The organism is Anaerobacillus sp. 63XJN7_4_ISO-PGPR-S23-413, from assembly GCF_056173725.1.
In genome coordinates this window covers 2,109,159-2,128,710 of the sequence record NZ_CM149688.1, presented here as the reverse complement: position 1 = coordinate 2,128,710, position 19,552 = coordinate 2,109,159, and the positions used below count along the sequence as shown (strand labels likewise).

Genomic DNA, 19,552 nt, shown 5'->3' with positions numbered 1-19,552 from the left:
CCTTTTATTTTCATATCTATTGGCACTGTTAAATGGATACAGTTAAAAATTTAATCCTATAAAAAACAAAAGAAACCAAACTCTATCATAACAGATTTCCTTCTATTAGTGAAAAAAGATCTATCCTTGAATAAGCCGCTCACCAAGAAGTTGAAAAGAAGTCAGCCTTTCCCTTCGATGTGGCGTAATCGTTGTGATTAAGAATTCATCTGGTTGATACTGTTCTTTTAGTTTCTGCAGCTTTTCTTGGACGATTTCAGGTGTTCCACTAATAAGCTTAGAGTTGTGATCATTAGGAGGTGATACGGTAAGTGCCTCTTCAACACTTGGGAGTGTTGTTTTCCCTTTAGCTCGAAATTCATTGACTACGTGAGTCCAGTGAGCAAGCTCATCTGCACGCTCCTGTGTCTCACTGCAAATAATGGACACCGCTAGAATGCTATAAGGAGATTCTCCCGCAAAGTTTGTTCGATATGTGTCGAGAAGCTCTTTCCCCTTTTGATCGCTCATAAAATAGCCAAACGCATAGGACATACTGTTTTCTGCTGCTAACAGCGCACTTTTCTTTCCTGTTCCAAGGAGCCATGGCTCGGGAACGTGGTTAGGAACAGGCTTTGCTTGAAGATTATGATACAAATGGTCCTTTGCAAAGCCATTTTTGATAAAGCGAAGTAGTTCATCTACTTTCTCTGGCATCTTCCGAACTTCTTCTAAAAATTGCGGAGATAGAGCTGTAGTCGCTTCGGCGGATCCCCCTGGTGCTCTGCCTAATCCAAGGTCGATGCGACCTGGAAAAAGGGTTGCTAGTGTATGAAATATTTCTGCTATCTTATATGGTTGATAGTGAGGAAGTAGTATTGCTCCAGCTCCAAGTCGAATTCGTCTAGTATGTGCTCCGATATAGCTTAAGAGTACCTCAGGGGTGGGACACGCTAAGTGATCTAGGTCGTGGTGTTCCGTAACCCAGTAACGAACATAGCCAAGTTGATCTCCGAGAATAGCTAACTCTTTTGAAGCTTGTAGTGCCTCAGCTGTCGTTTCTCCATGAAAGACTGGTGTTTGATCAAGTATACTTAATTTCATTCCGCACCTCTTTTAATACAATCTCTCCTTATCATATAGAAAAAAGTGCCCCATTTATACTCGAACGACTTCAAAAGAAAAACGCCCGCTATAGGCGTTTTAAATGAGTAGGTTAAAGAGATCTTGGTCCTTGTTAATTTCAATGTAGGAAAATCCTTTTCGATTTAAACGCTCAATCAAAGGTTCATAATCTTCTTTGTGTTTGAGCTCAATTCCTGCTAGAACGGGTCCTCGATCACGATTGTTCTTTTTCGTGTATTCAAAGCGGGTAATATCATCTGTTGGACCTAAAACATCAGCCATAAATTCTTTTAACGCACCAGCTCGTTGTGGGAAATGTACAATAAAATAATGTTTTAGCCCTTCATAAATTAAAGAACGTTCCTGGATTTCCTGCATGCGATTAATATCGTTATTTCCCCCACTAATAACGCACACCACATTCTTTCCTTTTATTTGATCACGATAAAAATCGAGAGCGGCGATGGACAAAGCGCCGGCTGGCTCAGCCACAATGGCGTTCTGGTTGTATAGCTCTAAGATGGTTGTACAAATTTTCCCTTCTGGCACAAGTACGACATCATCAAGGATATGTTTGCAAATATCGAGTGTTAGCTTTCCAACTTGTTTCACAGCAGCTCCATCTACAAATTTATCGATATAATCAAGCGGTACGACCTCGTCCTTCTCAATGGAACTTTTCATTCCTGGGGCACCTTCAGGCTCTATACCGATGATTTTCGTGTGTGGGCTAATGCTTTTGATATAAGACCCTACGCCTGAGGCAAGACCTCCTCCTCCAATGCTGAGCATAACAAAGTCGACTTCATCAATATCATTCATAATTTCAAGTCCTACTGTTCCCTGTCCTGCAATCGTACGATAGTCATCAAAAGGATGAATGAATGCTTTGTCGTGTTTGTTACAAAATTCTTTAGCGGTTAGAAAGGAATCATCAAACGTATCGCCTGTTAGAATGACTTCCACAAACGATCCACCAAACAATTCAACTTGCGAGATTTTTTGACGGGGCGTCGTAGCAGGCATAAAGATATGTCCTTGAATGCCAAGGGTTTTACAAGAAAATGCTACGCCCTGGGCATGGTTCCCTGCACTTGCGCATACGATTCCATTTGCTTTCTCTTCCATCGTTAAACCTTGAATCAAATTATAAGCGCCTCTAATTTTAAAAGAACGAACACTTTGTAAATCTTCTCTTTTCAAATACACATTGCAATTATATCGATCAGAAAGAATATCATTCCGCTGTAACGGTGTATGAACAACGACTTCTTTTAAAACCTGGTTTGCGATAATGATATCTTCCACCTGGACTTTACTGATTGTTTTACTCATTCTCGCACTCCTTCAGATTAAATTGAATTGTTTAACTTTTTAAAATTCATTTTAACACAATTTAGTGCGGCTGTACGTTATTGTTCTAAAAGAATCAGATTTCTTTTGAATATGAAAGCATGCTACAATTTTAATAGATCAACGACTATATGAAGGAGGAAATATCAATGAAAAAGTGGGCATTTGTATCTGATTTTGACGGAACCATTTCAAAAAAAGATTTCTACTGGCTTGTAATAGAAACTTATTATCCTGAAGGTAAAGGGTTGTATAAGAAGTGGAAAGCTGGGGAAATGCAAGATATTGATTTTCTAAGCCAGATATTTCAATCCATTGATCGGCACGAGGAGCAAATTATTCAAGATATTCTCTCCTTACCGATTGATGAGCATGTTCCTTCCTTTATTAAGAAGATTCAAGAAAACGGCGGGGATTTCTACATTTTAAGTGCTGGGACTGATTATTACATTCACCACATTTTGAATCATTATGGCATTCAGAATGTCCCTGTTTTCTCGAACAAAGGCTATTACGAGAATAAAAATGTCCATTTGTCGATTGATGAGAATCATAAACATTATTCGAGAAGATATGGTATTGATAAATCAAAGGTGATCTCAGATCTGAAAGAAAAGTATGAAGTGGTTTATTTTGCTGGTGATAGCGAACCAGATTCTCATCCAGCAAAAGTTGCTGATCTTACTTTTGCTAAAGACGCACTGCAAGAACTACTAAAAGAAAATAACGTGCCATTCGTAGCCGTTGAATCGTTTCAACAGATTGAAGATTTCCTGCATGAGAAAGGAACGATTTGACCATGCATCCATTAACGAATATTCCGATCCCTGCCATTTTGGAGATTCGTTCTGGTATCCGCCATCAGCTTGATATGATTCTCCAAAAGCACGGCTTTCATCATGCCCTATTTTTATTCGATGAATTTACATATGAGACTTATGGCGAGTCCTTTCAGGAGAATATGAAATATGTCTCCATCGATCTTCAAAAGATGGAACCTGGGAAAACCATTCATGATCTGATCGGGTATGCTTTTTCCCTTGATTCTTATGATGTTGTGATTGCTATGGGCGGTGGTATGGTTATAGATTATGGGAAATATATTTCGTTCTCTAGAAAACTACCGTTTATAAGCATGCCGACTTCTGCCTCAAATGATGGTTTTGCTAGTAGCAACTGCTCTCTTATTGTGAATCACAAAAAAACTACTGTTCCTGCACAGGTACCTTATGGGATCATTGCTGACCTCGAAGTGATTAAACAAGCCCCTTCTCACTTCTTGCTTGCAGGAGTTGGTGATCTAATGAGTAATATAACGGCTCTTTATGATTGGGAATTTGAAGAAAAGAATGGGAAAGGGCACGTAAATGCCTTTGCAGCGATGCTAAGTAAGAAGGCTGTTAACAGTTTCATTCGAACGCCGATGTCAGATATTCAAAATCCGATCTTTATTAAAGAACTTGTAAGCTCGTTAACAATGGGCGGTGTGGCAACGGTTATTAGCGGCAATAGCGCACCAATTAGTGGTTCAGAGCATTTAATTTCCCATGCGCTCGATAAACAATTATCAAATCCGCACATGCACGGCATACAGGTCGGAATCGCAACTTATATTATGGCTAATGTGCAGAACCACAGAGCGATACGGATGAGGAAAGTATTTGAACGTACTGGTTTCTTTGATTACCTTAAGAAAGAACGTATGCAGAAATCTGACCTGGCTGAAGCTATTTTAAAGGCTCCTTCTGTTAAGCCCCATCGATATACGTACCTTCATGATGAAGATTTTCAAAGGAAGGCGCTCTCTTTCCTAGAAAGTGATGCAAAACTAAATGAACTACTCATATAAAAAAACGCTCCCAAATGAGAGCGTTTTTCACATAAGTTTACATAATGATATTATAATCACCTACAGAGCAGTTCGAATATCCCAGAGCTCTGGGAAGAAACGGTGATCAAGTACTTTCTTTAAATAACCGACCCCTGATGAGCCTCCTGTACCCTGCTTAAAGCCAATAATCCTTTCAACGGTTTTCATATGACGGAATCTCCATTGCTGCAGCCAATCTTCAATATCGACGAGCTTTTCGGCAAGCTCATAAAGATCCCAGTATGTATCGACATTCCGGTATACCGTCAGCCATGCCTGCAGCACAGAATCATTCTTCTCATAAGTTTTGGTTACATCGCGCTGAAGAACTTCCTGATCTATCGGTAAACCTGCCCTGGATAGAGCTTTAATGGCGACATCATAAATGCCGGGTTTTTGATAAGCATTCTTCAGTTGTGCGTGAAGTTCTTCATCCTTTTCATAGATTTTAAGCACGTGTGATGTTTTGTATCCTAATGAAAATTCGATCATGCGGTATTGATAAGATTGAAAACCAGATGCTTGTCCGAGCGAATCCCGAAACTCCATATATTCTGAAGGGGTTAATGTTGAAAGAACATCCCAAGCCTGAATAATTTGGGTTTGGGTCTTTGAAACACGTGCAAGCATTTTAAAGGCAGACGAAAGTTCATTATTTTCAATTGCTTCAATGGCTCCTTTAAGTTCATGCAAAATTAACTTCATCCACAATTCACTAACCTGATGAATGATGATAAAGAGCATTTCGTCATGATGGTCTGAAAGTCTATTTTGCCCAGAGAGTATTTGATCGAGACTTAAGTATTCTCCGTAAGTCATATTGTTTTTAAAATCCGTATGTATAGATGATTCAGTAGGATCAACGTGATCTTTTTTATCCAAAGGGATAACCTCCTTCTTGTTTGTAATCGGTTACAAAAACTGAAATTCAAATGAGTTTCTTCATTAATATGCTTTTGCAGCATTAAATTTTTTTCTCGAAGCAAAACCATATTTATACCTTCAACTCCTCCCTCCTCTTTTATAAATTATAACATGTCTATCATTGCTTCACTTATAAACTAAAGTTGAACAATGATTCATCCATTTGCTCCTGCTCTATTCCAATATACCTTAATGTAATCGATGGTGCAGAATGTCCAAAGATCTTCTGAAGCATTGCCACATCCTTTGTTTGTTTATAGTAAAAATAACCAAACGTCTTACGCATAGTATGTGTTCCAATTTCGGAAAGCCCTGCTTCCGCTGCAGCCTGATTTAATATTTTGTAAGCTTGTCCTCTTTGAATCGGTAAATCGGTTTTATTCGATGGAAATAAAAAATCACGTTCTTCCATATCAAACGTATACGACTCAATGAGTTCCTTAAGAGAATAGTTGATCGGAAATCGTTTGGCTTTCCCTGTTTTTTTCTCCTTGATAATAATGTGTGTTTGATTTCGAACGTCCCCCACACGTAATGGAAGTAAATCACTAATCCGCAGACCAGTATTAATTCCCATATTAAATAAAAACCAGTCTCTGGAATTTCGCTTTCGTAGATGTTTTTTTACTAATTTGATCTTCTGAGGATCACGAATCGGCTGAACCGTGTTCATGAGGGCATCCTTCTTTCTCTATTTAATATGTATCGTTAATGATAAACATTTGATTAATATGTATCATTATACCTTTCTTGGTTCTGTTCGAAAAGAGAAAACCCCCTAAAAATAAGCTTTCATTCATTTTCATAATGATACACAATATATGTTTTGTATCATTGTGTTGGAATACGTGCAATTAGTTTGTTCTGAACGTATGATAGCCAATTCGTTTTTATTCCCAATAAAAAGGCTATAACGACAATTATCTTTGTCAATTATTCAGTCTCAAAATAGAGTAAGGTATCTTACATCATTTATTTCTGAATTAGAGTATCATAACAACTGCCTTACATTATAAGGAGATTGTTTTTATTCAAAGGAGGAAATAGTTTTGTCTAAATTTGCATTGAAAGACGCAGTCCCTAATTTTTCACTTCCTGCAGTAAACGGCGAAGAATATTCTTTTGAATCATACCGTAAAGAAAAAGGTGGATGGCACCTCGTCATTTTCTTTAGAGGTTCCTGGTGCCCCGTTTGTGTGAGTGATCTTGAAAGTCTAGAAGAAAGTACTGGTTTCTTTGAAGGGAAAAATGTTCATATTACAACTATATCAACTGATAAATTTGATGATTTAAAAGCAATGGCTGAAGAAAAGAATCTTTCTTTTCCAGTATTAGCTGATGAGGATTTAAAAGCACTTGAAGCATATGATGTTCACTATCATAGAGAAGATGATCCATATGAAGATCATGGCGCTCATGGTGAGCCAGCCTACTTCCTTATTGATGATAAGGGCGAATTGCTTTATCAACAAAGACAAACAAGTCCATTTGGTCGTCCTACTGTTACAGAGTTACGTAAGATCGTTCAGTATATTGGAAAGACTTATAAGGGATAAAGAAAACAGGCCAAATTGGCCTGTTTTTTGTATTGACGTCGCTCGTGATTTGCAATAATTTTAAAGACTATTATTTTTAAATTTTGTGTATACAGTACGGTAATTGAAATTTATTATATGTTAGGTGATACAATTTCTACCTTTATTCGATCTGGATCTTCAAAATAAAGCGCATAATGATTAATGCCTCCCGCATGAGGATATAGCTCGTTATATAAAATAGAAGTTTGTTTTTGTACGAGCATTAATCGAATATTTTCTACCTGCTCTTTTGAATGAGCACGAAATGCGAGATAATTTATACCAATCCGTTTACGATGATATCCCACTTCTTTGTATTTCTCCTCAACTTGCACAAATACGATATAGCTTTCTTTATCTCTCCAGCTTCTCCCTTTTTTCCAATTTTGAAATGGTGTATAACCAAGTTCTTTTAATAACCATCCCCAAAATTCTGTGCTTTCTTTCAGATCTGATACATACAGCTCGATGTGGTGTATCAAATTTACCCTCTCCTTTTAATAATATAATAGTTTAAAATATTGATATTATGTAGATTGAAAACATAGTCCTTCTACTAAATTGTTCATTACAATTGCACATCAGATTGCAGAGGAGATTTTTCGCTTTCTTGTTGGTGTGAGTCGCTTTTTTTTGCAAAACCCTTTTCCATGCTTAAACTATAAAAAAAGTCAGCATAAATGCTGACTTAAATCTGAAGTGTTGTTTACATAGGAAACATAACTTGTTCCATTCAAAAGTTCAATAAAGAACAGGATCAATTTCTAGTGCTTTGGAGGGCTCCATCTCTTTGCTTCACTTTCACTCGGGTAATCAATACCATCAGGATACTTTATTAATTCTATCAAACTTCCCCAAGGGGTTGTCCCATATACTCCACTATTACGTGGTCCATCTTCCACTCCAGCCAGTGGGTGGGGTTCCGACAAAAGAGAGCCACCTGCAGCTTCGAAACGTTTAGAAGATTCTTTAATATCGTCAACATATAAAGCAAAATGATGTAGACCCAAATCAGATATTTTCGCTGGATCCTTGTCTGCTTTTGTTCCTAGCTGAAAAAGTTCAATAGTTGGTCCCTCACCGATTCTCAATAGACGCATATGAATAATTATTTTTCCAGATGGTAACCCCAATTGTTTCTCTACTTCTTCTCCTTTCATCGGATCATGTTCGGGTCGCTGCACATCATAACAAACTTTAGCGTCAAAAGCTTCCCGGAAAAAATTAGTTGCTACTTCTATATTTGGTACGGTCATCCCTATATGGTCAATACCTCTATACATCTTATTCTCTCCTTCCTTGAATTGAGCAGATTTAAGAAACCTAAGAATAGAATTGAATCATGTCACACATTAGAACTGTAAAAGTATTTTTTATTCGAAATGATACGTAAGATCCCACTTCTGACGGGCCTCATCCATTAAATACATTACCTGACGTGAAAGTGGTAAGGTCCAATTCTCTTTGTTATTCAAAATCAGGTCATTCATTGCCTGCACTTCATACATAAGGGCTCTTCTTTCTTCTCCAGCTTCAATTGTTTCTACAGAACCATCAGATGTATATGTAATTGTTGCTTTATCAGCTCTTGGAAAATTATCTACTGTGATGAACCCTTCATCTCCAGCTACGATTCCTCGCTTAGGCATCTTAGCCCTCATCGCCAATGAGACAACTGCCATTTCATCCTGATCATTTTTCAACACAATTCCGGATTGTTCGTCTACCCCTGTCTCATATTTCTTAACAGTTGTATGAAGTTCCGTTGGCTGACTGGATAGGAAAAACCTTGTGAATGAAAGAGCATAAGTACCAATGTCCAACATCCCACCACCAGCAAGGTCTGGATTGAAAAAACGATTGGTTGGATCATCTTCCTTGCAACTACCGAAGGTCACATTGACCATATTGACTTTTCCAATTTTACCTTCTTGGATAATGTCTTTTAACTTCTTGTATAGAGGCATATGATAAATCGTCATCGCTTCCGCTACGATTAGTTTCTTGGACTCTGCTAAATTAATAATTTCTTGCAGCTGTTCACCGTTCATTGTGATTGCCTTCTCACATAGAACATGCTTTCCAGAATCCAAAGCATCAATGATGAAAGAATAGTGAATACTGTGTGGAGTTGCTACATATACGATATCAATGCGATCATCCTTAAACATATCTTCCGTTTTCTCATATACGTGCTCTACTCCATAACGATCAGCGAATTCCCTAGCTTTTTCTACATTTCTTCCCCAGACCCCAAAGATTTGCCCATTAACCTCATTAATCGCCTGTGCAAAATCTGTAGCAATCCCTCCTGGTCCAACAATTCCCCAATTCACTTGCTTCATTTCAAACCTCTCCTTTTAACGTGATTTTTCTAACTCTTGTTTCGACAGTATGAACACGTTAGTTACAATAGGGGTAAATAAAGATACATCTAGCCGCTTCCAATCTTATTAACCTTTCTTCAAACTGATAATTTTTTAAGAATAAATAGGCTTGTCCAATAGCTGAAGTTAACTGTTATGAAGGTACACCTCGTTTTGCTCATACAAATATATTTTTAGATGAGGCGATTTTTCTAAGTGATCCCGTCGTAAAATCATGTCATAAAGCTTAAATTCGAGTTCAGCTTAATGTTCATGTTTAACCTAGCTCATCATTCAATAACTCACTTGCCGTCTCTTCCGTTGTGACAAGAACATTAAGGTGACCAGATACTAGCGCGGCGCGGATTGCTTCAACCTTTTCCTTAGATTCAGCTACTCCAATGGTGTACCTTGCCTTATGAAGATTATTCATATCAACTGAAATTGTGCGATTTGAGAGTCTCGTATCTAGAGTCTTTCCGGATTTGTCAAAGAAATTTGAGCAAATGTCCCCTGCTACTTTACTCTTTTCCATTTCACCCTGGAATCTTTCTCCATAAAAAGCGAGCCAGTTTGGACCGTCGCTGATTAGTGGGGACCCAATACCTACAATGGCAATTGTCAACTTTCCCCATAAATCCTCAACCTCACGAAAGTGTTCAGAATCCATCAACGCTTCTTTTAACGCTTCTGATTGAACGATTGCGGGAACATCAACTAATTTAGAATTTCCTTTCCACTTTTTAGCTATTTCATAAACGATGGTGTTAGCATGATAACGACTTTCTAGTTTACCGTCCGGTCCACCTATAAGCGGGACACACATGATTCCTTCTTGAGTTCTTTGAGGATTCAATTCCTCTGCAACGGCGGCAAGAGATGTTCCCCATGAAAATCCTATAACATCATCAGTTTTGACTACTCCATCTAAGAACTTTGCACATGCTTGCCCCATAGCCTTCAAATTTTGGTCACTAGAGGCACCTTTTTTCTCGGGGATGAGAATGACTTCTTTCAGTTGATACTGTTCTTTTAGTTTTCTCCCGATGGTAACATCTTTGAAGACATCATAATTGATACGGATTTGTACGATTTCTTTTTCTCTTATCTTCTTCAACATTCTACTAATGGTTGTTCGATAGATCCCGAGTTCTTTCGCTATTTCACTTTGCGTCATATCTTGCTCGTAGTACATTTCTGCAACTTGATATAGCGTATTAATTTCCTTTCTTTCCTCCATCGCATTCTCCCCTTTGCACAAATGTACAACAATTAGGACAATTGTGCAATCCGAAAGCACTCACTCCTATTTACCCAGAGAGTTATTGGTAACAATCGCAAACCATTTAATCTTCAAAAAGTATAAATAAACCCCGCTATTTAGTTTCTATTGAAATTCCCCCACTTACTTAACCATTTCTACATAGAAAAGGCGTAATTTCTTAGTACGAAATTACGCCTGATTAATAAAGCTCGAACTTCAACATTTATGATGTTATGAAATAATAAAATTTTTCTCTTATGATCGGTTGAAATATTCCAATCTATTTTTCATATAAAAGTAGTTCTCCTTATAGATGCATAAGTCTTTCCGCTTTTTTCATAGAGTTGCCCGGATCATATAGCTTCATTCATATTTGCTAACGTTTCATAAGCATATTTAGGAACATTAACATCATCAGGCATTTTTCCTTCCCACTCTAAAAACTCCCACTTAACAAGTTGATTCGAGCTTTCAACAAGCATACGACACCTTTCATAACGTCTGTCATTAAATGCTTTTAACAATTGAGTCACATTTAGTCCTTGTTGAATAAGTTCAGTTAGAACAACAGCATCCTCAATTGCAAGAGACGCACCTTGTCCAAGATGTGGGGCGGTGGAGTGGGCAGCATCTCCTATTAACAATACTCGACCTTGATACCAAGGAGACGGTAATAAATAACTAAAAACCGGACGGTAAACGACTTCTTTAGGATCTACAATTTGCTCTCTAACTTCAGCTATTTTTCCACCAAAATCTCCCAATCTGTTACGTAAAATTTGATCTAACTGATCTTCTGGCATTCTTGGATTTCCGGGTTCAGAAGTTGTTAACAGCAGATACATTTCATCTTCAGACATTGGAACCAAACCTGCCTTTGCATTCGGACCGTAATACAAAGTACTTCTTGTTATGTCTTCCATCCGAGGTAACGTATAACGCCATACCGCTTGCCCGAGATATTCTTGTTCAACCTTTCCAAACATCAAATTTCTCACTTTGGAATTCTGACCATCTGAACCAATAACTAAATCCGCTGCGAGCATAGATCCATCGGTTAATTTTACTTGAGCTTGGTCATCACCTTGATGAATATCTACTATAGTTGTTCCCATCCTAAATTTTGTTCCTACAGACTTTGCTTTCTCATATAAAATGGAGTGCAACGTCCTTCGAGAAATAATATTTAGCCCAGGATACCCATCAATTTTTGGAGATTGAGGTTCTGCAAATCGGTTCCCTTCCGCATCACAATATTCCATTCCATCAAAGCTATAGCCCCATTCCATACATGTATTTGCTACTCCTAGTTCATTTAAAGCTCTAAGTGCATTCGGTGGTTGAAATATTCCAACGCCATATACTTCCCATTTTTGTTTTAGTTCAATAATCTCTGTTTCAATTCCTATCTCACCTAGAGCAATAGCAGCTGATAGTCCACCAATTCCTCCGCCAACGATCACTATTTTCTTCACCTTAGCATTTGACATATCAAATACCTCCTTTAAACGTGTGCATCTTTACATTGCGCCCCCAAAGATATTAGGGTAGTCCACATTATTCCTCTGATTCCTAATTATGAACATATGTATGTATTACCGTACGTGGTCTTCATCGCAATTGGAGCTACCACTAAAATTTTCTAGAACAAGGTAAATCATTAGATTCAGGAGCCCTACCATAAGAGCCCTTTCTCAAATTAGCTTGTTCATAGATAAATTATAAAATGTTTCCCTGCATACGATCTACGATCCCAAAGTACATCATTAGGCCAGAATATCACTCTTCTACTTCGTTTTGAAAAATACTCCTCCCTTCTTTCAAGCATAGTGAATAGTATAGTCATTTCAATTTTTTTACGTAAGTGAACATTTTGTGAAAAATCTCTTGATCATGGTGAGCGATTCGTATTGAATACGATGATGAACATATGCTCACTCTTCCCATCTACTGCCCTAAAACGACTTAGAGCGCTTACTTTTTATTAAGCAAGCGCTCCCCATTTGTTCAAAACATATTCTGTTGTTTATCAAAAAAACCATTTAAGTTGACCATTTAGTAATCTCTTTATTAGGAAAAGATTTATGTTCTATTATAAGTGAGTTCATTAATGAACGTCTAACGTTACTCCATTTGGAACCACCCAGCGCTTTTTAAATGCATTTTCTACGAAGGTTTGATCTTCGGCATATTCTCTTATCACATCTTTTATTTCATCAGATTGATAGGAGAAGTTCCGGTTAAATGCTAAGTCCGGATACCCAGAGCCCCTTAACAAATAATCAGAAGAGGCAATTCGATACCACTTTTCTGGATCTAACACCTCATTATTAATCGTAATAGAATGTATTTTCTTTTGATCATGTTGGATCACTGCACCTGATACATGAAGTCGCCCAACATATTTACCTCGAAAGCCTGGCCCCCTGCCATCTGACATACAAACCGAACTATCTAACGAGCTTTCAAGAGCAGCATATAAGTGCTTTCCCTGAATTTCAAAATAAGTCGGATTTAATGGTGAAGGACATATTTCAATGAGCTTTTTATTAGACACAAAATCAACGATTCCCCCATTAGTGATGCCGCTGTTAATTAGTCCGAGGTCACATTCAAAGCGATTTTTTAAACCGTCCGCAATTAAATTCGCCATAGGGTTTTCTTCAAGTACATCATGCCAGAGCGTTTTACTAACTGTGAAAAGTGGTTTACTCAAATTGTCGATCGCTTCTTTCTTACTTGAAAGTAAAATATCTTTAATCTCTTCATCCTCTACCGCTTTTGCTGTTGAGATCGCTCTGGAGGCTAATAAGGTTAAACCATCCTCTGTAACCTCTATTTCTACAATACCAATATGTTCCCCGTACATACCAGCTGAGTTCAGAATGGTGCCATTCACTACTTTAGCTTCATCGTAGAGAACGTGGTCATGTGCGGAAAGAATCAAATCAATCTCATCAATTGCATCGGCCAGTTCAATATCACCTTCAGTGCCAACATGGTTTAGCACAATACAAATATCATAGTTTCCTTTTTGGCTTTCTATCTCTTTCTGAATCGCTTCTATGTAATCTAAAATTTGAAAACCCATCAAATCATTAAATTCCTGCAAATCCGGTGAAGCACCTGTAATCAAAATACGTATCCCTTGCTTTTGAATGATCGTACTACTAAATACCCCTTTGAATGACACACCGTTTGCTTTAAGAAGATTACAACTAATGAAAGGAACAGGGCTATGTACCGCCATATGCTCTAGCGTTTCATTTCCATTAAACAGTTCATTATTTCCAATCGTAATCGCATCATAACCGGCAGATTGAAGCATCTTCACGGCCGCGATCCCCTGCGTTCCTTGAAGCTCTATACTTTTAAAATCAGCAAAGTCACCACCATCCAAAATTAGTGTGTGGTCATCTGCGTAATCCCTAATAAGTGATGTCGCTTTTGCGAAATTCTCAAAATGACTATGAATATCGTTCGTATGTATGATCGAAAGCTTCATGATTGTCCCCCATTATGTTCGTAATGAACGAATTTAGTGCCAATCTACTATTTCGAAACTAATGAGCGAAATCCTCCTATTAAGCCTTTAACTTTAATAAACTTTTCCTTTTTAAGAAGGAATTGGCTTGAAAGAAAAGAAGATTCACTTAATCATATTGTTAAAGGAGTCGTTATCATGGGTAATATTGGTAATAAGATACAGTTTGGCATATATAAGCAGATGCATGCGCCTGATCCTGATCGCCTTCCAACAAGATATGAAGATTGGGAAAAAAGAGCGAGAGAAGTACTAGAGGATGGTCCTTATGATTATGTGGCTGGAGGGTCTGGTGCTGAAGATACGAAAAATTCGAATCGAGACGCCTTTAAACGTTGGAACATAGTTCCTCGCGTTTTCCGTCACGTTGAAGAACGAAATTTAAAGGTAGGTTTATTCGGTCAGATGCTCCCTTCTCCAATAATGGTTGCTCCAGTAGGAGTTCAATCGATTATCCACCAAGAAGGTGAGCTTGCTTCTGCTAGAGCTGCAGCTTCAATGGGAATACCTTACATTGCAAGCTCAGCATCAAGTCATTCTATGGAAGAGATTGCTGACGCGATGGGCGATGCGCCAAAATGGTTTCAGCTCTACTGGAGTCGCGATCCTGAGATTGCCAAAAGCTTTGTTCAGCGAGCAGAGTATGCTGGATATTCTGCGATTGTTGTAACGCTTGATACACCAATGATGGCCTGGCGAGAATTAGATCTTCAAAATGTCTACTTGCCTTTTCTTATTGGAGAAGGTATTGGCAACTATTTAACTGACCCTGCCTTTCGAGCAGGACTTCACGTTCCGCCTGAAAAAGACGCTATGGGTGCGATTATGCACTGGACAAACGTTTTTGGGAATGCAGGATTAACATGGGAGGATTTAGCAGAACTCAAAAAATACACATCTCTTCCTATCATTTTAAAAGGAATTCTTCATCCAGATGATGCTAAGCTTGCGATTAAATATGGAGCAGATGGAATTATCGTTTCGAATCACGGTGGACGACAAGTGGATGGTGCGATCGCAGCACTGAATGCACTTCCGGCTATTGTTGAAGCTGTTGAGAATCACATTCCGGTATTAATGGATAGCGGGATTAGAAGAGGAGCAGATGTATTTAAAGCCATCGCGCTTGGTGCCGAAGCGGTGCTTGTCGGCAGACCATGTATGTACGGCCTTGCGGTTGGTGGTGAAAATGGTGTGAAACAAGTGCTTTCCAACCTTGTTGCAGATTTTGATCTAACGATGGCCTTATCAGGTTGTCGAGACCTAACTGAAGTAAACAAAGACTTGATCATTCCGGCTAGTCGATAGCAAAAAAAAGGAACACGTTTGTGTTCCTTTTTTAATCTTACTTCCATTGAACAGCTTCACTATGTTTATGAACAGCTGCACTTCTTTTTAAGTAAATGACGTAGATCACCATAGAAATGATGACAGATATTCCAGCTGTTAAATAAATATCAGCATATCCAAAAGTAGAAGCAATTAGACCGAAAAACATCGCACCAAGTCCTACACCTAAATCGAAGAAGGAGAAAAAGGTTGCGTTAGCCATACCTTTTCTGTGAAGCGGTGCTTCATTAACAGCCCATGCTTGAAGAGCAGGTTGAACGGAGCCAAATCCTATGCCAAATAACACAGCCGCAAGAATGAGCATAAATTGATTGGCTAATAAAGTTAGATCTACCATAGCCAGTAAAATCAAAAATGCACCTGGAAGAAATATAGCTTTATGACCTTTTCGATCATAGATTTGTCCAGCGAAAGCACGTACGAGCATAAGCGAAACAGCAAATACGACAAAGTACCATTCAATTCCATCAATTCCTAGCTGTTCTGCATACAACGGAAGAAAAGTAGCGATTCCTCCAAAGACCATTGTAATAAAGAAAAGAAGAATAGAAGGCATTAAAGCTGTCTTCTCAAATATATCCCATTTCTTTTTTTCAATCGGTGTTTTATTTGCAGGTTTATAGCGAATAAAGGCAGCGATGATGAATGAAAGTAAACCGGCAGAAGCGGCAATCAAAAACATCGTTTGAAATCCAGAAAGAGCGATTAAGAATAAACCGAGAGCTGGTCCAAATGCCATCGCTAAATTCCCAGCAAGGCCAAAATAACCCATGCCTTCTCCCCTTCGCTTTTGAGGAATCAAGTCAGTTGCAATTGTACCAACCGCGGTTGTAGACATTCCCCAGCCAAGGCCTTGTACTACTCTCATAAGAAACAAAAGAATCAAACTTCCTGTAAACGCATAAGAGCCAACGGAAATGACAAAAACGATTAAGCCAATTAAAAAGATAATTCTTCTTCCGAGTGACTCTAATACATGACCGCTCCACGGTCGTATAAGCAAAGCAGATAATGTGAAAATACCAACAACAAAACCGATAAGCTGGTCGCTCCCACCAAGTTCATTCACAAATAAAGGCAGCGTTGGGAGGGTCATTTGGAATCCTGCAAAAATAAAAAAGTTTGCCATACATATAAAAATAAAGTCCCGCGTCCAGATCTTCTCTTTTTGAAGACCTTGCTGTTTCGCCATACATATTCCTTCTTTCTCTCACATAAGTTCTCTACCATCTTACAACATCACTGTTTTGATTAAGAGTTTTCTGCTCAGACAACGAAAAGCGAAGACGAGCGGTCAGAAACGAATGGATTGGAGCTCTTGAACAGAAACACGCCTTCTGTGTTTTGTGAAAGAGCGAAATCCAGTAGTTTCTGCGAGTCGCAGCTAGACAACAAAAAGCGAAGACGAGCGGTTAGAAACGAATGGATTGGAGCTCTTGAACAGAAAAAACCAGCATCCTTCTGAATGGGACGCTGGTTTTTAGTCATTTCACTCGTAGTTAATAAGTAGCAGATTCAAAGAATTCAAGCCATTCTCCATCAGGTCCTGCGAAGAACAAATATTTTGCACCGTTTGGTAATGTATTGATTTCTTCATCGATAAACGTTACACCAAGGTCATGAAGACGAGTGCGTTCTTGTTCGATATTTTCAACCGTAAAGGCAATGTGATGAACTTTTCCTTCTGCGGGTAAATCAGGATGATAACCTTCTATTAGCTCTACTAAAATTTGCCCGTTTAAACCAAGAAAGGCTAGCTTTTTATCACCATCAGGATGATCGAATTCATCAAGTAACTCTAATCCAATAATCCCTTGATAGAAACCTTTCGAAGCTTCAATATTTCTTACTTGTACCCCGACATGTTCCAGTTTTTGAATCCCCATAAGTCACCAGCTTTCTTTTCATATCGTTATTCTCTGTAACTTTATCACAGTAACGTAAACGAAGAAAAGCAAAAGGAACATTATTCTATTAATCTCGGGGAACAATTTGATTCAATATTTCTCCAGTAAAAAGTGTAGACTCAAGTCTCAAGGCAACTGCGGGTGGAAGGACATCTTTCATCCCTTCAAATGGAACACCAAGCCAAAACACATTTCGATCAAGCGCTATAAATGGGAATGCCAGACTATGGTCGACATGGTGAGCAATCGGGACTGACTGAACGATCTCTGGTGAAATAATGGACAGCTTACCTTTTGCTTTTTTTAATACGTTCACCCACTCGGCTGTTAACCTTGTTCCCTTAGGAATTGAAATAACGATTTCTTCCGCAGTTTGAATATCTTGAAAAATCATGTCAGTATTTAGTGCGTGGTGCCACTTCAATTTGGGATGCTGATTCTTTACCCACTTTCCTATATGCGTAGGAGAAATTCTCTCTTTTTTTAATAGCTGATGATCAACTAATTGTCGTAGTGTTTTTGATGGAGACATCCGTTTTTGTATATAATCAACATTGCTAATTTGTATAAATTTCCCCTTCGTTCTCGTCATCGCAACATTGATCAGTCTTTCACTATTGTGACCGCTCAATAACATGCCAGGACGTGATTCTGGTTCTCCATCTACTGTATCAAACACCATCATATCTCGCTCACTTCCTTGAAAACGATGAACCGTGGCTGAGAGAATGTCAGCCTCAACAAAAGAATGTTTTAAAAGATCGTCTATTAATAAATTCATCATCTTCGCTTGAGCGCGATAAGGGGTAACATAACCAATTGATGACATCCCCGCTTGTAACGCTTCGTAAATTGCCTGAAAAGCTAGAAAAAGCTGCCATAAATTCATTCGTGACTTCGATGAATGTCCCGTCATACAAAAATATCCAGTATGACTTGTGTCAATTAGAGCAGATGCCATACCTTTAAAAGGAGCTTGGTCTGATATCGGTGCTCTAAGTACGGCAATTTTCGGATGATCTGTTACAAGTGAATGATAAATTTTATTGTTTGTAAAATCTGAAATAACCGGGTGCATTCGTCTTTGTTCATTTAACAGAAAGAGTTGAGGATGAAGTTTACCGGTTTCGACAGTTTCAACAATTCCCGAACAGTGAAATACGTCTTCTCTCAACCATTTTGAAACAAGCGGGTGCCGTGCAGACGCTATAGGAGGTAGCTGTTTAAAATCGCCACATATAACAACGCGTTTTCCAAGTGAAGCAGCAAATGCTGCCTGGGGCACATAGGCCATACTCGCTTCATCGATGATCACTACATCTACCCTCTTCCGATAGATATTCTCATCAATAGCGGCTTTTGTTAGTGTTGTGCCTATAATCGTTGCTTCTTTTACAAACTGAGTTTCTTTCCGACGAATCTGCTCTAAAACATTTCCTAATTTTGATTCAAGCTTTAATAACTGATCAGAATCGCGTTTACTAAAGGAATTAGATAAGTCCTCCTTCAGTTTTTTTCGTTCATCAAGAATACTCTCTTTCTCGTTGGCAAGGTCTGGATGCTTCGTCATAAGCAATTGATCTGTAAAAAGCGGCAGATTTGATGAAACATCGCGCTGTTGTCCATACCGCACAATTTTTCCTTCTTCAAATTTCTCTCTATTTTCAGCAAATGAGGCTGTTTCACGCATTAATACATCAACAGCTTGATTACTATGAGATAAGATCAGGACGCTATTTCCTTTGAAAAAGTGATTTGCAGCGGCTCTTGCTAGATTATGGGTTTTCCCAGTCCCTGGAGGTCCCCACACGTACGTCACTGGGTTATATTTGGTTCGTAGAATCAGCTCATGAAGCCGGCTCTTGATCTTATCATCAGGATGCTTCACAGAATTGGGAGGATTCATTACTCGATTAACCCTAGCTAACCTTCTTTTGCTTTTTTTTATTTCTTCAAGACGCTCATGCAGTTCATCTAGCAGTTCCCATGGGTCATGATAGAGATCTGCCTCTCCAATTCGCTCTCCAAAACCAGCTTCAAGAGCTAGAATGACATTCTTTCCTTCTGAAGACAGTACCCTGCCTTCGCGCTTAATATGTTTCATCTCAAGCCGAACCTTTGATCCAGTTGGGATTTGAATTGGGGTACGTGCATCAAAGTAATACCTAAAATCGTCACCTGAAGACAGCAGCCTTCCATTGACAACTCTAATTGGTCTGCTACCAAATTTTTTAAGGTGTGCAATTTCAGCGCGAAGCGCTAATTGCCATTCATCAATTAATTCTTTCATCTT

At 38.6% G+C, this 19,552-nt stretch carries 17 protein-coding genes; 4 read left to right on the top strand and 13 right to left on the bottom strand.

What is annotated here, in order from left to right:
• Positions 1-120 precede the first annotated feature (120 nt).
• Positions 121-1,083, bottom strand: coding sequence for an LLM class flavin-dependent oxidoreductase (locus AC0VYO_RS11405; RefSeq protein ID WP_475369023.1), 963 nt, complete (start codon positions 1,081-1,083; stop codon positions 121-123).
• A gap of 99 nt (positions 1,084-1,182) precedes the next feature.
• Positions 1,183-2,439, bottom strand: a complete 1,257-nt coding sequence (gene ilvA / locus AC0VYO_RS11400) for a threonine ammonia-lyase IlvA (protein WP_430246507.1) — start codon at positions 2,437-2,439, stop codon at positions 1,183-1,185.
• 167 nt (positions 2,440-2,606) lie between these two features.
• On the opposite strand from ilvA, the gene AC0VYO_RS11395 reads away from it, so the two are divergent.
• Both AC0VYO_RS11395 and AC0VYO_RS11390 read left to right on the top strand, forming a co-directional pair.
• A complete protein-coding gene (locus AC0VYO_RS11395) occupies positions 2,607-3,254 on the top strand; it encodes an MtnX-like HAD-IB family phosphatase (protein WP_475369022.1) in 648 nt (215 codons plus the stop codon).
• 2 nt (positions 3,255-3,256) lie between these two features.
• Positions 3,257-4,306, top strand: coding sequence for an iron-containing alcohol dehydrogenase family protein (locus AC0VYO_RS11390; RefSeq protein WP_475365212.1), 1,050 nt, complete (start codon positions 3,257-3,259; stop codon positions 4,304-4,306).
• Between the two features lie 60 nt (positions 4,307-4,366).
• On the opposite strand, the gene kynA is transcribed toward AC0VYO_RS11390, so the two are convergent.
• Both kynA and AC0VYO_RS11380 read right to left on the bottom strand, forming a co-directional pair.
• The gene (gene kynA, locus AC0VYO_RS11385) at positions 4,367-5,209 is read right to left on the bottom strand and encodes a tryptophan 2,3-dioxygenase (protein ID WP_430246501.1); all 843 of its coding nucleotides are present in this window, start codon (positions 5,207-5,209) and stop codon (positions 4,367-4,369) included.
• Positions 5,210-5,381: 172 nt separating this feature from the next.
• Positions 5,382-5,924 carry a site-specific integrase gene (locus AC0VYO_RS11380; protein ID WP_283154238.1) on the bottom strand — a complete coding sequence of 181 codons (543 nt, stop codon included), beginning with the start codon at positions 5,922-5,924 and terminating at the stop codon, positions 5,382-5,384.
• A 376-nt stretch (positions 5,925-6,300) separates the two neighbouring features.
• Here AC0VYO_RS11380 and AC0VYO_RS11375 point away from each other — a divergent pair, with 376 nt between their 5' ends.
• Positions 6,301-6,807 carry a peroxiredoxin family protein gene (locus tag AC0VYO_RS11375; RefSeq protein WP_430246499.1) on the top strand — a complete coding sequence of 169 codons (507 nt, stop codon included), beginning with the start codon at positions 6,301-6,303 and terminating at the stop codon, positions 6,805-6,807.
• 113 nt (positions 6,808-6,920) lie between these two features.
• Here the strand turns inward: AC0VYO_RS11375 and AC0VYO_RS11370 are convergent, their stop codons facing one another.
• The 6 genes from AC0VYO_RS11370 to AC0VYO_RS11345 form a co-directional block, all read right to left on the bottom strand.
• Positions 6,921-7,310: a VOC family protein gene (locus AC0VYO_RS11370; protein ID WP_475369021.1), complete on the bottom strand. Its 390-nt coding sequence runs from the start codon at positions 7,308-7,310 to the stop codon at positions 6,921-6,923.
• Between the two features lie 282 nt (positions 7,311-7,592).
• Entirely contained in the window at positions 7,593-8,111 is a 519-nt protein-coding gene (locus AC0VYO_RS11365; protein ID WP_475365209.1) for a VOC family protein, read from the bottom strand.
• Positions 8,112-8,201: 90 nt separating this feature from the next.
• Positions 8,202-9,173: a Gfo/Idh/MocA family protein gene (locus AC0VYO_RS11360; RefSeq protein WP_475365208.1), complete on the bottom strand. Its 972-nt coding sequence runs from the start codon at positions 9,171-9,173 to the stop codon at positions 8,202-8,204.
• A 298-nt stretch (positions 9,174-9,471) separates the two neighbouring features.
• Entirely contained in the window at positions 9,472-10,434 is a 963-nt protein-coding gene (locus AC0VYO_RS11355) for a sugar-binding transcriptional regulator (protein WP_475369020.1), read from the bottom strand.
• Positions 10,435-10,811: 377 nt separating this feature from the next.
• Positions 10,812-11,948 carry an FAD-dependent monooxygenase gene (locus AC0VYO_RS11350; protein WP_475369019.1) on the bottom strand — a complete coding sequence of 379 codons (1,137 nt, stop codon included), beginning with the start codon at positions 11,946-11,948 and terminating at the stop codon, positions 10,812-10,814.
• A 617-nt stretch (positions 11,949-12,565) separates the two neighbouring features.
• Positions 12,566-13,963, bottom strand: coding sequence for a bifunctional metallophosphatase/5'-nucleotidase (locus tag AC0VYO_RS11345; protein WP_475369018.1), 1,398 nt, complete (start codon positions 13,961-13,963; stop codon positions 12,566-12,568).
• 177 nt (positions 13,964-14,140) lie between these two features.
• Here AC0VYO_RS11345 and AC0VYO_RS11340 point away from each other — a divergent pair, with 177 nt between their 5' ends.
• Complete coding sequence (locus AC0VYO_RS11340) at positions 14,141-15,310, top strand: lactate 2-monooxygenase (RefSeq protein ID WP_475369017.1); 1,170 nt, start codon at positions 14,141-14,143, stop codon at positions 15,308-15,310.
• 37 nt (positions 15,311-15,347) lie between these two features.
• On the opposite strand, the gene AC0VYO_RS11335 is transcribed toward AC0VYO_RS11340, so the two are convergent.
• The 3 genes from AC0VYO_RS11335 to AC0VYO_RS11325 form a co-directional block, all read right to left on the bottom strand.
• On the bottom strand, positions 15,348-16,544 hold the full coding sequence (locus AC0VYO_RS11335) for an MFS transporter (protein ID WP_430246484.1): 1,197 nt from the start codon (positions 16,542-16,544) through the stop codon (positions 15,348-15,350).
• Between the two features lie 307 nt (positions 16,545-16,851).
• On the bottom strand, positions 16,852-17,238 hold the full coding sequence (locus AC0VYO_RS11330; RefSeq protein WP_430246483.1) for a VOC family protein: 387 nt from the start codon (positions 17,236-17,238) through the stop codon (positions 16,852-16,854).
• 88 nt (positions 17,239-17,326) lie between these two features.
• Positions 17,327-19,549, bottom strand: coding sequence for a DEAD/DEAH box helicase (locus AC0VYO_RS11325; protein WP_475369016.1), 2,223 nt, complete (start codon positions 19,547-19,549; stop codon positions 17,327-17,329).
• Positions 19,550-19,552: the final 3 nt, after the last annotated feature.

Excerpts from the sequence above, each read along its gene's own strand:
- AC0VYO_RS11405 (WP_475369023.1), bottom strand. The coding sequence starts at position 1,083 with ATGAAATTAAGTATACTTGATCAAACACCAGTCTTTCATGGAGAAACG.
- ilvA (WP_430246507.1), bottom strand. The coding sequence starts at position 2,439 with ATGAGTAAAACAATCAGTAAAGTCCAGGTGGAAGATATCATTATCGCA.
- AC0VYO_RS11395 (WP_475369022.1), top strand. The coding sequence starts at position 2,607 with ATGAAAAAGTGGGCATTTGTATCTGATTTTGACGGAACCATTTCAAAA.
- AC0VYO_RS11390 (WP_475365212.1), top strand. The coding sequence starts at position 3,257 with ATGCATCCATTAACGAATATTCCGATCCCTGCCATTTTGGAGATTCGT.
- AC0VYO_RS11380 (WP_283154238.1), bottom strand. The coding sequence starts at position 5,924 with ATGAACACGGTTCAGCCGATTCGTGATCCTCAGAAGATCAAATTAGTA.
- AC0VYO_RS11365 (WP_475365209.1), bottom strand. The coding sequence starts at position 8,111 with ATGTATAGAGGTATTGACCATATAGGGATGACCGTACCAAATATAGAA.
- AC0VYO_RS11360 (WP_475365208.1), bottom strand. The coding sequence starts at position 9,173 with ATGAAGCAAGTGAATTGGGGAATTGTTGGACCAGGAGGGATTGCTACA.
- AC0VYO_RS11355 (WP_475369020.1), bottom strand. The coding sequence starts at position 10,434 with ATGGAGGAAAGAAAGGAAATTAATACGCTATATCAAGTTGCAGAAATG.
- AC0VYO_RS11350 (WP_475369019.1), bottom strand. The coding sequence starts at position 11,948 with ATGTCAAATGCTAAGGTGAAGAAAATAGTGATCGTTGGCGGAGGAATT.
- AC0VYO_RS11345 (WP_475369018.1), bottom strand. The coding sequence starts at position 13,963 with ATGAAGCTTTCGATCATACATACGAACGATATTCATAGTCATTTTGAG.
- AC0VYO_RS11340 (WP_475369017.1), top strand. The coding sequence starts at position 14,141 with ATGGGTAATATTGGTAATAAGATACAGTTTGGCATATATAAGCAGATG.
- AC0VYO_RS11335 (WP_430246484.1), bottom strand. The coding sequence starts at position 16,544 with ATGGCGAAACAGCAAGGTCTTCAAAAAGAGAAGATCTGGACGCGGGAC.
- AC0VYO_RS11330 (WP_430246483.1), bottom strand. The coding sequence starts at position 17,238 with ATGGGGATTCAAAAACTGGAACATGTCGGGGTACAAGTAAGAAATATT.
- AC0VYO_RS11325 (WP_475369016.1), bottom strand. The coding sequence starts at position 19,549 with ATGAAAGAATTAATTGATGAATGGCAATTAGCGCTTCGCGCTGAAATT.